Source organism: Pseudomonas citri (genome assembly GCF_025336485.1).
Lineage (GTDB): Bacteria > Pseudomonadota > Gammaproteobacteria > Pseudomonadales > Pseudomonadaceae > Aquipseudomonas > Aquipseudomonas citri.
This window is the reverse complement of record NZ_JAODAB010000032.1, coordinates 43,879-57,867: the sequence shown is the minus strand read 5'-3', so window position 1 is coordinate 57,867 and position 13,989 is coordinate 43,879. Positions and strand designations below refer to the sequence as shown.

The following is a 13,989-nucleotide window of genomic DNA, read 5'->3' as shown; positions in this document are numbered from 1 at the left end:
TACTTAACTCATTGAATCTCAAGGAGTTTTCCGTTTCGACTGCGCCGGAAGTGGGGCGAATTATAGAGATCCAGAATCTGCCGTCAACACTTATTTTGCTTTTGTTGCAAAAGGAACCTTCCGCCCCCATAAACGCGGGATCCGACGCATAACCGGTGGAACCCTCAGAAGCAGCAATATGCTGCCTATGAAAGCGTATATCGCCCACTCCTGCAGATCCGCCCGCACGATCCACAACATATGCAGCAAGCCAAGCCCGAGGATCAGATACACCAAGCGATGCAACTTCTTCCAACGCACACCCAACCGGCGTTGACTGTAACGATTGGAGGTAATAGCCAGCGCCAGCAAACCGATAAACCCCAGCGCACCGACAATGATGTAGGGGCGCTTGCTCAGCTCAACCCCCAACTGCGACCAGTCGAACCCCAATATGAACGCCGCGTATCCACTCAGGTGCAACACGACATAGGTAAAGCACCACAAGCCCAACTGACGCCTGACTGCGATCCACCCCGCCCACCCCGTCATTTTCTGCAATGGCGTCATGCTCAAGGTGATCAGCAAAAAGATCAGCGTCCCCAGCCCCAACCGATCCACCAGCACCTTGCCCGGATCAGGACCCAAGGCGTTCGTAATCGCCTGGTAGAGCCAGAACAACGGCCAGACCGCCGCCGCGACGAAGACGCCGGCTCGCCATGCTGCAAAGCGCATCAGTAGTCTTTCCTCAGATCCATCCCTGCGTATAAAGAGGCCACTTCATCCTGATAGCCATTGAACATGAGCGTATCGCGAACATTGGGGCGCAACAGTCCGCTCGGCAGTCGCCGCTCATGGGCCTGGGTCCAGCGCGGATGATCGACCGTCGGATTGACATTGGCATAGAAGCCGTACTCGTTTGACGCAATACTTTGCCAAGTGGTTTTGGGCTGCTCACTGACCAGGCTGATACGCACAATGGATTTCACGCTTTTAAACCCATACTTCCAGGGCACCACCAAACGCAACGGCGCACCGTTCTGATTCGGCAATTCCCGTCCGTACATCCCTACCGCCAGGATCGCCAACGGGTTCATCGCCTCATCCAGTCGCAAACCCTCCACATAAGGCCAGTCGATCAAGGCGAAACTGGAGCGCTGCCCGGGCATGGTCTTGGGATCTTGCAAAGTTTCGAAGCGGATGAATTTTGCCTTGGAGGTCGGCTCGACCTGTTTAAGCAGCGCAGAGAGGGGAAAACCGATCCACGGGATGACCATCGACCACGCCTCGACACAGCGCAACCGATAGATCCTCTCCTCCAACTGATAAGGCTTCATGAAGTCTTCCAGCTCATAGCGCCCCGGCTTGCCCACCTCCCCGTCCACCACGACGCTCCAGGGTTCGGTTTTCAAAGACCCGGCATTTGCCGCCGGATCGCCCTTGTCGGTTCCGAACTCGTAGAAGTTGTTGTAGTGAGTGGCGTCCTTGAACGGTGTGATGGCCTCATCCTTGACCGTGACGGCACCCCATTGGGTGGACGGAAGTTTTTCGGCAAACCAGGACGGCGCCTTGCCAGGATCGACATCAGCATAACGCCCTCCATCACCCGCCAGAGCCCAGCGTGGCAAGCTACCCACCGCAATCCCCGCCACGGTGGCGCCCAATATTTGGCGACGAGACAGATAAAAGGATTCCGGCGTGACGTCCGACTCACGGCAATCGGAAGACTTGGAGATCTTGATTAACATGGCAACTCCGCAGAATTGGAGGACAGGTGCACCAATAGACTGCGGAGTATGGGGGAAATTACATTAAGGCAACGTTTAGCGTCGGCGAAGACGCAGCAAATATTGCACCGGGCCGGAAGCAGCATAGGCGAGGAACACCAACAGCAAGATACGTGGCGGATCGCTGAACACCACGGCGAACACCAGCACCACCGCAAGGATCGCAACGAACGGCACGCGCCCCTTCAGGTCCAGCTCCTTGAAGCTGTTGTACTTGATGTTGCTGACCATCAGCATCCCGGCCGCCGCTACCAGCAAGGCCACCAGGAAGGACATCTTCGATCCCTGTATGCCGTAGTCACTGAAGGCCCAGACAACACCTGCCACCACACCCGCCGCGGCAGGACTGGCCAGGCCAATGAAATAACGCTTATCAGCCTTGCCAACCTGGGTGTTGAAGCGTGCCAGGCGCAACGCCGCACCCGCCACATAGATAAAGGCGACCATCCAGCCAACCTTGCCCATGTCTCCCAGCGCCCAACCGAACGCCAGCAAGGCAGGGGCCACGCCAAAGGCGACCATGTCGGACAGCGAATCGTATTCGGCGCCGAACGCACTCTGGGTGTTGGTCATGCGCGCTACGCGCCCGTCCAGGCCGTCGAGCACCATGGCGACGAAGATCGCGATGGCGGCAAAGGCGAAGTAGCGGCTTGCGCCCGCAGCATCGCCGGCACTCAAGGCAGCCTGGGCACTCATGGAGTTGATGATGGAGTAGAAACCGGCAAACAGGTTCGCCGTGGTGAACAGGTTCGGCAGCAGATAGATACCACGATGCCGGACCTTACGGCCTTCAGCATCGTGACCTTCTTCGACGTGCTCGTCGATGGGCAGCAGGCTTTCGGCGTCAGGAGCCTGGTTCGGCTCGTCGGGACGTTCGCTCATGGACAGTACCTTGCAACGGTGTGAAAAATTCGACAGATGTCTGGGGCGACGGTTCGACCGCAAACGATGCAGCTTTATACCAGAACCCACCGTCCAAACGAAAAAACGCGGCCTAGGCCGCGTTTTTCGCTCAAGTTCTCGACTTAGTTCTTGGCTTTGTCGACGATCTTGTTGGCGCTGATCCACGGCATCATCGAGCGCAGTTGCTCACCGATGATCTCGATACCGTGGGCCGCGTTGTTGCGACGCTTGGCAGTCATCGAAGGATAGCCGGTGGCGCCTTCGCTGATGAACATCTTGGCGTATTCGCCGTCCTGAATACGTTTCAGGGCGTTGCGCATGGCCTGACGGGATTCGGCGTTGATCACTTCCGGACCGGTTACGTACTCGCCGTACTCAGCGTTGTTGGAGATCGAGTAGTTCATGTTGGCGATACCGCCTTCGTACATGAGGTCAACGATCAACTTCAGTTCGTGCAGGCATTCGAAATAGGCCATTTCCGGCGCGTAGCCAGCTTCAACCAGGGTTTCGAAACCGGCTTTCACCAGCTCGACGGTACCGCCGCACAGAACAGCCTGCTCACCGAACAGGTCGGTTTCGGTCTCGTCCTTGAAGGTGGTTTCGATGATACCGGTACGACCACCGCCAACGCCGGCAGCGTAGGACAGGGCTACGTTCTTGGCGTTGCCCGAGGCGTCCTGGTAGATCGCGATCAGGTCAGGGATACCGCCGCCCTTCACGAACTCGGAACGCACGGTGTGGCCCGGAGCCTTCGGCGCGATCATGATCACGTCGAGGTCGGCACGCGGCACAACCTGGTTGTAGTGAATCGAGAAGCCGTGGGAGAAGGCCAGGGTGGCGCCTTTCTTGATGTTCGGCTCGATTTCGTTCTTGTACAGGGCGCCCTGGAACTCGTCCGGAGTCAGGATCATGACCAGGTCGGCAGCGGCAACGGCGGAAGCCACGTCGGTGACTTTCAGGCCATGGGCCTCGGCCTTGGCGACAGTGGCCGAGCCTTTACGCAGGCCGATGGTCACGTCAACGCCGGAATCCTTCAGGTTGCACGCCTGGGCGTGACCTTGGGAACCGTAACCGATGATGGCGACTTTCTTGCCCTGGATGATCGACAGGTCGCAATCTTTATCGTAGAAAACTTTCATGAAATACCCCTATATCCGGCCGTTCAGGCCATTCGCTAATTTGGTTTAGATGCTCAGTACTTTGTCGCCACGGGCAATGCCGGTGACACCACTGCGTACGGTTTCCAGAATCGAGGCAGTGCCGATCGATTGAATGAAGCTGTCGAGCTTGTCGCTGGTACCGGTCAACTGAACGGTATAGACGCTGGCGCTGACATCGACGATCTGCCCACGATAAATATCGGTAGTGCGTTTGATCTCGGCGCGCTGGGCGCCGGTGGCCTTGACCTTGACCAGCATCAGTTCGCGCTCGATGTGAGCGCTTTCCGACAGGTCCACCAGCTTGACCACCTCGATCAGCTTGTTCAGGTTCTTGGTGATCTGCTCAATTATTTCATCATGGCCCACTGTCGTCAGCGTCAGACGCGACAAGGTCGGGTCTTCGGTTGGCGCTACCGTCAGGCTTTCGATGTTGTAGTTGCGCTGGGAGAACAGACCCACTACACGAGACAGCGCACCCGGTTCGTTTTCCAGAAGCAGGGAAATAATATGTCGCATGATTAGGTACGCTCCGTCTTGCTCAGCCACATATCGCGCATGGAGCCGTCTTTGATCTGCATCGGGTAGACGTGCTCGCTGGTGTCGACCTGGATATCGATGAACACCAGGCGATCCTTCATGGCGAAGGCTTCTTCAAGCCCGGATTTCAGATCCTTCAGGTCGGTGATGCGGATGCCCACGTGACCATAGGCCTCGACCAGCTTGACGAAGTCCGGCAACGATTCCATGTAGGAATGAGAGTGGCGGCTGCCGTAGCTCATGTCCTGCCATTGACGAACCATGCCCAGCACACCGTTGTTCAGGTTGACGATCTTCACCGACAAACCGTACTGCAGGCAGGTCGACAGCTCCTGGATGTTCATCTGGATACTGCCCTCGCCCGTGACACAGGCGACGTCGTGATCCGGAAAGCTCAGCTTGACGCCCATGGCCGCAGGAAAACCGAAGCCCATGGTGCCCAGGCCACCGGAGTTGATCCAGCGGTTGGGTTTGTTGAACTTGTAGTACTGCGCGGCGAACATCTGATGCTGGCCCACGTCGGAGGTCACAAAGGCATCGCCCTTGGTCACTTCGCACAGGGTTTCGATAACAGTCTGCGGCTTGATCACACTGCCGTCGCCCTTGTCGTAAGGGAACAGGCCACGGTCACCGCGCCACTCATCGACCTGCTTCCACCAGCTGGCCACGGACTCCTTGTTCGGGACCTCGCCGATTTCCTTGAGGATGGCGACCATTTCGGTCAGCACACTCTCTACAGGCCCAACAATCGGCACGTCTGCCTTGATGGTCTTGGAGATCGAGGCCGGATCGATGTCGATGTGGATGATCTTGGCGTTCGGGCAAAACTTCGGCGCGCCGTTGATGACACGGTCATCGAAACGCGCGCCGACCGCCAGGATCACATCGGCATGGTGCATCGCCAGGTTGGCGGTGTAGCTGCCGTGCATGCCGAGCATGCCGATGAACTGACGGTCGGTGCCCGGGTAGGCACCCAGTCCCATCAAGGTATTGGTGACCGGCAGGTTGAGCATTTTCGCCAGTTCGGTCAGCGGCGCCGAGCCACCGCCAAGGATCACACCGCCACCCGAATACAGCACGGGACGCTTGGCCGCCAGCAGCATTTCGGCGGCCTTGCGGATCTGCCCCGAGTGGCCGCGAACGGCCGGGCTATAGGAGCGCAGCTTGGCTTTTTTCGGGTAGACGTATTCGAACTTCTCGGCCGGGTTGGTCATGTCTTTCGGAATGTCGACCACGACCGGGCCCGGACGACCGGACTCGGCCAGGTAGAATGCCTTCTTCATGACTTCCGGGATTTCCGAGGCGTGCTTGATCATGAAGCTGTGTTTCACGATCGGCCGGGAGATACCGATCATGTCGGTTTCCTGGAACGCATCGGTGCCGACCATGGTGCTGGGCACCTGGCCGGAGATGATCACCATCGGGATGGAGTCCATGTAGGCAGTGGCGATACCGGTGATGGCGTTCGTGGCGCCAGGACCGGAAGTCACCAGGACCACGCCGGCCTTGCCGGTGGCACGGGCGTAGCCGTCAGCCATGTGGGTCGCCGCCTGCTCGTGACGAACCAGGATGTGGGTCACTTCCGGTTCTTTGAACAGGGCATCATAGACATGAAGAAGAGCACCACCGGGGTACCCGTAGATATATTCGACGCCTTCGTCACGCAAGAAGCGGACGAGCATCTCACCGCCAGATAAAAGCTCCACGTTGTTCACCTCTAAAACGCCAGAATACCGACCCACGAACGGGGACGGGTCTTAATAGGTTTACTTCTCGGCAGAGCATGAGCGACGGTGGTCGCCGACTACGTCAGCACTGACTGAGCAAGTATTGGGATCGTCCCAAGTGTTGCGGGCCTTTCCCACCCAGCGCGAGGTAACGCGTTGCGGGTGTAACAGGTCGACGCGGATATGCGCCTCATGATCTGCCGAGTGGGCCTGCTTCTGGCAGTCCCTCTACAGCGGACTTTGGATTCTTCTGTTTCGCCTTCTGCAAGTCAAGTCGTCTATGTGCTTTATTCGAAGTAAGTGCATGAGAACGCAAGAAAACACCTTTAATCGACAACTGTGTTAGCTTCGATTGCGCAATCCACGACAAGGAAACAGCATGCGTACGTTTCTCCTGACGGCCAGCCTGTTGGTTGGCCTGAGCCCGACCTGCATGGCCGGCCAGGTCTATAAATGGGTGGACGCCCAAGGCGTGACTCACTTCGGCGCGCAGCCGCCCCAAGGCACGGAAGCCACCACTGTGATCAGCCCGGCGCCATCGAACGCCAAACCATCCGCATCGCCTCCGTCCGGTGGCGTCATCGGCGACCAGAAAACCATCGACCGACAGGTCAAGAAGCAGATAGTCGAGCAAGAAGCCCAGCTCAAGGTTTTCTGCGAGCAGGCACGGACCAACCTGGCGCAACTGCAGAACAATCCAAGGGTGCGTGAAGACGTGGAGGGGGAAATGCGCCGCCTCACAGAGGAAGAACGGCGCCAGCGGATCGAGGAGACCCGCAAGCAGATCGAGGAGAATTGCCAGTAAACGGCGCTCAGCCCACGTCGCTGATCAGTTGGTCGAACTGCGCCAGCAGCCGTTGCAACTCGATGCCCTGCCCTGGTCGCTGGGCATAGACCATTTCCGCCATGGCCAGAATGCCCGAGGCGTTGGGCAGCGGCAGGTCGTTTTCCAGGATGACCTTCATCCGTGGCAGGAAAATCCACTGCAGCCACTGCTCGAAGTCCAGGGTGTCGACCGCGAACGGCTCGACACTGGCCAGCGCTTGCGCCGACGGCGAAACGCTGCTCCACCAGCCCTGGACCCGCAGTTCCCGCTCGATCAGCAGCAACTGGTCGGCGATCTCGGGAAAGCGGGTATCCATCAGAGCGAAACCTTGGCTTTCTGGCGGGCCAATGCCGCACCGGCGGAATCGCCTTGCTTCTCACGCGCCTGGGCAATCAATTCCCACAAGCTGGCCTGGAGCGCCGGGCGACCGCTGGTGAAAGTCAGGCCACGACGAGCCAATTGTTCGGCTTGCGGCGCATCGCCCTGGGCCATGCGCACCTGGGCCAGGCGATAAAGAACCTGGGGCTCGCGCGGCGCTACACGTTGGGCACGCTCCAAGCTGGAGGACGCACCGTTCAGGTCGCCGCTGGCCTGTTGCTGTTGCGCCGTCGTCAGCAGGGCCAGCACCGGGCCGTCCAGTTGCTCATCGGCAGCCAAACCACCCGAACCGGAGGGAGTACTGCTCGGTGTCGACGGCATGCTGTAGCTGCCCTGATTGCTCGGCGAGGTCTCGATCGGACCCGGTGTAATAGGGCCTGGCGTGATCGGCGTCGTGCTGATCGGCGCCGAGGTCGTCGCGCCGCCACCTGGCACCATCACCACGACACCAGTGTCACCCTGGGGAATCGCCTGGGTCTGGCCCTGGGTCGGGCGCTTCACTGTCGTTTGGCGGAAGCCGCCATTGGCCGAGATCCGCTCGCTGTTGGAAACAGCCGTGCCGGAGTCCACAACCGGGATCGAACCACGCTGCACGGTAGAGCAGCCACTGAGCAAAGCCACGGCCGTTACCGCTGGAATCAACCACTTGTTCACTTGAAACCCTCTTTGCTTAATTCATCCAGTCCTTGACCCAATCCATCACCGACTCGGCAGGATTCTGACCGCCACAGGCGGCACCGGGTGGCGGCTCACTGCCGCGAATATACGGCATCTGTACCGCACCAGGGCAATTGGCATCGGAGCCTTGTCCTGTGCGCGAATCGACCCAGGCCTGAACGATGTTATCCGGTTGCGGCATGTCCAGCGGCAACGGATCAGCCTTGCGCATGAAACTGGTCCACACCTGCAACGCGCCGGTGGCACCGGTGAACGGCGTCTTGCCGTTGTCATCGCGCCCGAGCCAGACGACCGCCAGCAGATCCTGGCTGAAACCGGCAAACCAACTGTCGCGCGAATCGTTACTGGTACCGGTCTTGCCCGCCAGGGTCAGGGTGCGGGGCAGCACGTTATAGACCGAACTGCCAGTGCCTTCGCGCATGACCCGCTGCATGGCGCTCTGGATCAGATAAATGGAGGCTGGATCGAAACGCTGCTGGATCTGGAACGGATACCGCTTGAGCGGCTCGCCCTCAGCGGTAAGCACGCTGCGGATCCCGCGCATCGGCGTATTGAAACCACCGTTGGCCAAGGTCTGGTACATGGCGGCCACTTCAATCGGTGCAAGACCACCGGCCCCCAGCAACATCGACGGGAAGGCCGGAAGTTCGCGGTTCACCCCCAGGCGCGCCACAGTCTTGAGCACATTTGGCACGCCGACTTCCAGCCCGAGGCGAGCCGTCGAAAGGTTATAGGAATGCGCCAGCCCCTGGTACAGGAAGACCGTGCCGTGGGAACGGCGATCATAGTTCTGCGGCGTCCATACCTGACCGTCCGCGCCCTTGACCGAGAACGTCTCGTCCGACAACCAACTGGTCAATGTGTACTGGCTCGGTTTTTCCAGGGCCGTCAGGTACACCGCCGGCTTGATCAACGAACCGATGGGCCGGACGGCATCCAGGGCCCGGTTGAAACCGGCAAAACTGGCCTGGCGACTGCCGATCATGGCCTGGACTTCGCCGGTTTCCGGGTTCGTCACCACCATGGCGGCCTCGACTTCGTCGGCGCCCTTGCGCGCTCCCAGTCGCTTGAAGGTGTCTTCGACCGACGCTTCGGCCTTCATCTGCAGGATCGGATCGAAACTGGTGAAGATCCGCAGGCCTTCTTCGGTCAAGTCTTCGTCACGGTAGTCTTCACGCAACTGGCGCTTGACCAGGTCCATGAAACCGGGGAACGAGCTGTCCGCCAGGCTGCCGCGCTTGGTCACGCCCAATGGCATTTTCTTCGCGGCTTCAACTTGCTCGGCCGTCGCCACGCCTTGCTGTTGCAACAAGTCGAGTACCAAGTTGCGGCGTTCCAAGGCGCGCTCGGGATTACGCCGCGGGTTATAGGAAGAGGGTCCCTTGACCATGCCCACCAGCAGCGCCACCTGGTGCAGCTTGAGCTCGGACAGCGGCTGACTGAAGAAGAATTGGCTGGCAAGGCCAAAACCATGCACCGCGCGCTGACCGTCCTGGCCGATGAACACCTCGTTGAGGTAAGCCTCCAGGATCTCGCGCTTGTCGTAATGCATTTCCAGCAGCAGCGCCATCATCGCTTCGGTGAGCTTGCGGGTCAGGCTGCGCTCGTTGGTCAGGTAAAAGTTCTTGACCAGTTGCTGGGTCAGGGTACTGCCGCCCTGGCGCATATGGCCCGAGGACGTGTTGACCCAGACTGCCCGGGCAATCGACTTGGGCGAAACACCGAAGTGGTGATAGAAATCGCGGTCCTCGACGGCGATCAGCGTATCGAGCAGGAACGGCGGCACCTGGTCGATCTTGATCAGGATCCGGTCTTCGAGGTTCTTGGGGTACAGGCCGCCGATCAGCAACGGCTCGAGACGGACCACCGACAGGCTTGCATTGTTGGCACCGGTCAGCGCCGCCACATAATCGCCGGAAAACCGCACCCGCACCGATTGCGGTTGCTCCATGCCCTCATAGAACTGGAAACCACGGGTATTGAGGTCGACGGTGTTGCCATTGACCGAGGCCGCGCCCGGGCCGTTGGCCGCGCTTTCACGGCGATAGCCCAAGGCATCGAGCTCGGTCAGGAAGTCCTCCCGGCTGAGCTTTTGTCCGACGAACAGTTCCAGCGGCCTGGCATACACCTTGGCCGGAATGGTCCAGCGCTTGCCGGAGAACTTCTCCTGGACAATCGCGTCGAGATAGACCGCAAAGCCAGCGAGCACAACAAGGCCCACCAGGCTGAGTTTAAGGGCCCAGCCCAGCCATGGCCGCAGGCGGCTGGCGGGTGGTTTCTTGGGGGTACGAGGGGATCGGGTACGAGTCATGGCGGCGGATTATACGCACTTTGCGGCGGTTCAACATGAGGCCATGCGGTTTGCGTTAGCGCCGCTTGCCGCCATAATGACGGCCTCGAATTTTCCCAGACTCTGAAGGATCGCCCGTGAGCCAATCCCTGATCGCTGCCCTGCAAAATCCTGCCCTCTACCCACATCCCGTTGAAGGGTTCCAGGTCATCGAAACCCATATTTCCTGGGTATTGCTCACCGGACCTTACGTCTACAAATTCAAGAAGCCAGTCAACTTCGGCTTCCTCGACTTCACCAGCCTCGAGGCGCGCAAACATTTTTGTGGCGAAGAGTTGCGCCTTAACCAGCGCCTGACCCAGGACCTGTACCTGGAAGTCCTGCCGATCACCGGCAGCACCGAAGCGCCACAACTGGGTGGCGAAGGCCCGGCCATCGAATACGCGCTGAAAATGCGCCAGTTCCCCCAGAGCCAGTTGCTCAGCACGCTGCAAGCCAACGGCGAACTGACCACCGCGCACATCGATGAAATGGCCGGACAAATCGCCCGGTTCCACCTCTCCACGCCCAAAGTGCCCGCCGAAAATGACGCCGGCACCCCGCACAGCGTGATGGCACCGGTGCTGCAAAACTTCGAACAGATTCGCCCCTTCCTCAATGACAAGGCCGACCTGTTGCAACTCGAAGCCCTGCAAGCCTGGGCCGAAAGCAGCTTCGAACGCCTCAAGCCGCTGCTCGCCCAACGCAAGGCTGACGGTTTCATTCGTGAATGTCACGGCGACATCCATTTGGGCAATGCCACCGTGATCGATGGCAAGGTGGTGATTTTCGACTGCATCGAGTTCAACGAGCCCTTCCGCTTCACCGACGTCTACGCCGATACCGCTTTCCTGGCGATGGACTTGGAAGACCGTGGCCTCAAGTCGCTGGCGCGGCGTTTCGTCAGCCAGTACCTGGAACTGACCGGCGACTACCAGGGCCTGGAACTGCTGAACTTCTACAAGGCCTACCGTGCCCTGGTCCGCGCCAAGGTCGCGCTGTTCAGCATGCCCGCCGAGGCCGACCCGGTGCAGCGCGCCACCACCCTGCGCCAATACCGCAACTACGCCAACCTGGCCGAAAGCTACAGCACCATTCCTTCGCCCTTCCTGGCCATTACCCACGGCGTTTCGGCCGTTGGCAAAAGCCACGTGGCAATGCGCCTCGTAGAAGCACTGGGCGCCATTCGCCTGCGCTCCGATGTTGAACGCAAGCGCCTGTTCGGCGAGCAACAAGTCCCCAACGATCCACAGGCCGGCATTTATAGCAACGATGCCAGCAGGGTAACCTACGCGCGCCTGCATGAAATCGCCGATGGCATCCTGCGCGCCGGGTTCCCGGTGGTGATCGATGCCACCTACCTCAAGCAGGAGCAGCGTGATGCGGCGGCGAAAGTCGCCGAAGCCACAGGCACCCCGTTCCTGATCCTCGACTGCAACGCACCGCAAGCGGTCATCGAAAGCTGGCTGGCGCAGCGCCGGGCCGACCAGAATGACCCTTCCGATGCGACCCTGGCGGTCATCGCGGCGCAACAAGCCAGCCGCGAGCCCCTCACCCCGGCGGAAATCCTCTGCAGCAAGCGGGTGCAGACCAACGAAAGCGGCACGCTCGACGTCGTCGTCGCGCAGATTCGCCAGCGCTTGCCAGGTCTGTAGAAACTATTTCGGCCGTGAAGCCATCACCGGCTTCACGGTCGCCAAGTGGTGGCACTATACTGGCGTCATAAAACCAACAGGTGCTATGACATGAGCCTTCCCAAACTTCTCAATACCCCGCTTTATACCTTGCTGCGCAAAGACGATATCGCGGGTTTCAACAGCGAACGCCCTCAAGGCCCGGTCGACATGCGTGGCGGTGATTTTCGCGGACTCGATCTGCGGGAACTGAACGCGGACGACATCGACTTCACCGACGCCTACTTCCGCTCCGCCGATTTGCGTGGCGTGGATTTCCGCAAAGCTTCACTGGAAGGCGCGAGCCTGGCCCATGCGCAAATCTCGGGCGCCTACTTCCCTCCCGAGCTGTCTGCGGACGAGATCCTGATGTCGATGAACTTCGGCACCCGCCTGCGCTATCGCACCCGCTGAATCTTGTGAACCGGGCCGGCCAGCAAGTGCGAACCGGTCCCAGGCCGAACTGATCTCCAGCGCCCCCGCTTGCGCCGGATGACGAACATCGCACCTCTTTTGCACCTCATCGTGCGTATTGCCTTAGAAGCTTTTGCGTCATATCCCATCAAAGAATCACGCTTTTCCTACTGACCGCTACACTCCTCAGAAAACTTGCCCATTGCACCAGTCGGCCGTCGCAAGGAGGCTCGATGAACGATGAACTGCAACACCTGAAGAATCTGGGCAAGACATCAGCCCAGTGGCTGCATGCCGTGGGTATCCACAGCGCTTCGGACCTGCGTCGACTTGGCGCGGTAGACGCCTATCGGGCCGTGCGCACTCGCGGCTTCCGCGCCTCCAAGGTATTGCTGTATGCCATCGAAGGCGCCCTGATGGACGTGCACTGGAACGACATTCCCGCCGAACGCAAGGAAGCACTGAACAAACAACTGGACGCCCTTTCGACACGCCACAAGGCCTGACGCCCGTCGCTTGTGCTGCACACTGCGGCCCGAAGGCAATTTCCAGGGCATCGAAAAAACAATGTTTGACTTGCTAATGAGAATCGCTATGATTACCACATCCAGTCGCGAGACTGGTCGATATTTGAACAGCCTTGGTTCGGACGCTCAAATATCTCCTCATCAGGCTAATCACGGTTATTTGACCCGGCTTTTGCCGGGTCTTTTTTTATCCGCAGCACATCACTTCCCGACTTGTTCACGCATTTGCGCGCAGTAATCCTGTGGCGGCGTGGCCGGGGTGTACCACACGTAGTCCGCCATGGCCGACGTCACCTCGCTCCCCTCCTCGGCCAACATCAGCACGACCGCTTCCTCGCGGGCCCCCAGGTCCAAGATATGCAGCGGCACGCCAACGTCCTTTCGTCCATGCCATGCCCCGGCGAACAACCACGCCGGGGTCGGAGCGTTCAACAGGCGTTCGGCCATGCGCCGGTCGCGCTGTTGCTGGACCCCCAGCATTGCCGGCATTTGCGACTCCGGCAGCAACCCGCAATGGGACTCTCGAATCTGCCCCATTAACTCATCGCGCACCGCCGGCGCGCTGGAGCGAGCGCCAGTCAAGCCCGGCGCCTGTCGATAGAAGCGCCGGACCTCGACGGTATCCAGATTGGCCGCCAGCAACGGATAAGGTTGCACCAGGGCAAATTCGACGACGGGCCCGTACAGGCGCCAGTCCCAGCCCGGCGACCAGTCCAGCGCAGCGGGCAAATCCTTCGGCAGTGCGGTTGATCGGCGGAGTGCATCCACCCGTGGCTGTTGCGAGGGAGTCAACATCTCCAGCAACAGGCTGCCTTGAACCCGTTGCCCGGCCATAGCCTGGAGCAGCCACAGCTGCAGCGCGTGATGATCTAGATTGTCGTGTTGCTCACCCACCACCACCCGGGGCGCTTTCGCCAGGCGGTCGACCAGTTCTCGAGGCGTCACGGCCCCGCCGTTGTGCAAATCACGAATCCGCCCGCCGAGCGGAGGCTGCACGACGCTCTGGCAAGCGGTCAGTACACTCAGTACCAGAATCAGGATCAGGCGCATGTCCACTTCCTCAAGACGCCC

14 protein-coding genes are annotated in these 13,989 nt (G+C 59.8%); 4 read left to right on the top strand and 10 right to left on the bottom strand.

The window, feature by feature from the left end; all coding sequences use genetic code 11:
• Positions 1-90: 90 nt before the first annotated feature.
• The 6 genes from msrQ to N4Q37_RS24935 form a co-directional block, all read right to left on the bottom strand.
• Positions 91-714, bottom strand: coding sequence for a protein-methionine-sulfoxide reductase heme-binding subunit MsrQ (gene msrQ / locus N4Q37_RS24960; protein WP_260962671.1), 624 nt, complete (start codon positions 712-714; stop codon positions 91-93).
• Positions 714-1,727: a protein-methionine-sulfoxide reductase catalytic subunit MsrP gene (msrP, locus tag N4Q37_RS24955; protein ID WP_260962669.1), complete on the bottom strand. Its 1,014-nt coding sequence runs from the start codon at positions 1,725-1,727 to the stop codon at positions 714-716. Before msrP ends, msrQ begins: the two co-directional genes overlap by 1 nt.
• A gap of 75 nt (positions 1,728-1,802) precedes the next feature.
• Positions 1,803-2,648 carry a CDP-diacylglycerol--serine O-phosphatidyltransferase gene (pssA, locus tag N4Q37_RS24950; RefSeq protein WP_260962668.1) on the bottom strand — a complete coding sequence of 282 codons (846 nt, stop codon included), beginning with the start codon at positions 2,646-2,648 and terminating at the stop codon, positions 1,803-1,805.
• A 143-nt stretch (positions 2,649-2,791) separates the two neighbouring features.
• Complete coding sequence (ilvC, locus tag N4Q37_RS24945; protein WP_260962666.1) at positions 2,792-3,808, bottom strand: ketol-acid reductoisomerase; 1,017 nt, start codon at positions 3,806-3,808, stop codon at positions 2,792-2,794.
• Between the two features lie 45 nt (positions 3,809-3,853).
• Complete coding sequence (gene ilvN, locus N4Q37_RS24940) at positions 3,854-4,345, bottom strand: acetolactate synthase small subunit (RefSeq protein WP_003205610.1); 492 nt, start codon at positions 4,343-4,345, stop codon at positions 3,854-3,856.
• 2 nt (positions 4,346-4,347) lie between these two features.
• On the bottom strand, positions 4,348-6,072 hold the full coding sequence (locus N4Q37_RS24935) for an acetolactate synthase 3 large subunit (protein ID WP_260962658.1): 1,725 nt from the start codon (positions 6,070-6,072) through the stop codon (positions 4,348-4,350).
• Positions 6,073-6,472: 400 nt separating this feature from the next.
• Here N4Q37_RS24935 and N4Q37_RS24930 point away from each other — a divergent pair, with 400 nt between their 5' ends.
• A complete protein-coding gene (locus tag N4Q37_RS24930) occupies positions 6,473-6,898 on the top strand; it encodes a DUF4124 domain-containing protein (protein ID WP_260962656.1) in 426 nt (141 codons plus the stop codon).
• Positions 6,899-6,905: 7 nt separating this feature from the next.
• Here N4Q37_RS24930 and N4Q37_RS24925 read toward each other — a convergent pair whose 3' ends face one another.
• From N4Q37_RS24925 to mrcB, 3 genes are read right to left on the bottom strand one after another with little or no spacing between them, the layout of a single operon-like run.
• Positions 6,906-7,235: a YqcC family protein gene (locus tag N4Q37_RS24925; protein ID WP_260962654.1), complete on the bottom strand. Its 330-nt coding sequence runs from the start codon at positions 7,233-7,235 to the stop codon at positions 6,906-6,908.
• Complete coding sequence (locus N4Q37_RS24920; protein ID WP_260962652.1) at positions 7,235-7,951, bottom strand: tetratricopeptide repeat protein; 717 nt, start codon at positions 7,949-7,951, stop codon at positions 7,235-7,237. Before N4Q37_RS24920 ends, N4Q37_RS24925 begins: the two co-directional genes overlap by 1 nt.
• Positions 7,952-7,967: 16 nt before the next feature.
• Positions 7,968-10,286: a penicillin-binding protein 1B gene (gene mrcB / locus N4Q37_RS24915; protein WP_260962649.1), complete on the bottom strand. Its 2,319-nt coding sequence runs from the start codon at positions 10,284-10,286 to the stop codon at positions 7,968-7,970.
• Between the two features lie 116 nt (positions 10,287-10,402).
• Between mrcB and N4Q37_RS24910 the strand changes: the two genes are divergently transcribed.
• The 3 genes from N4Q37_RS24910 (at position 10,403) to N4Q37_RS24900 (ending at position 12,897) form a co-directional block, all read left to right on the top strand.
• Positions 10,403-11,959 carry a bifunctional aminoglycoside phosphotransferase/ATP-binding protein gene (locus N4Q37_RS24910; protein WP_260962647.1) on the top strand — a complete coding sequence of 519 codons (1,557 nt, stop codon included), beginning with the start codon at positions 10,403-10,405 and terminating at the stop codon, positions 11,957-11,959.
• A 90-nt stretch (positions 11,960-12,049) separates the two neighbouring features.
• On the top strand, positions 12,050-12,391 hold the full coding sequence (locus N4Q37_RS24905; RefSeq protein ID WP_260962646.1) for a pentapeptide repeat-containing protein: 342 nt from the start codon (positions 12,050-12,052) through the stop codon (positions 12,389-12,391).
• Positions 12,392-12,624: 233 nt separating this feature from the next.
• Entirely contained in the window at positions 12,625-12,897 is a 273-nt protein-coding gene (locus tag N4Q37_RS24900) for a TfoX/Sxy family protein (RefSeq protein ID WP_053125275.1), read from the top strand.
• 222 nt (positions 12,898-13,119) lie between these two features.
• On the opposite strand, the gene N4Q37_RS24895 is transcribed toward N4Q37_RS24900, so the two are convergent.
• On the bottom strand, positions 13,120-13,968 hold the full coding sequence (locus N4Q37_RS24895; protein WP_260962642.1) for a ChaN family lipoprotein: 849 nt from the start codon (positions 13,966-13,968) through the stop codon (positions 13,120-13,122).
• Positions 13,969-13,989 lie beyond the last annotated feature (21 nt).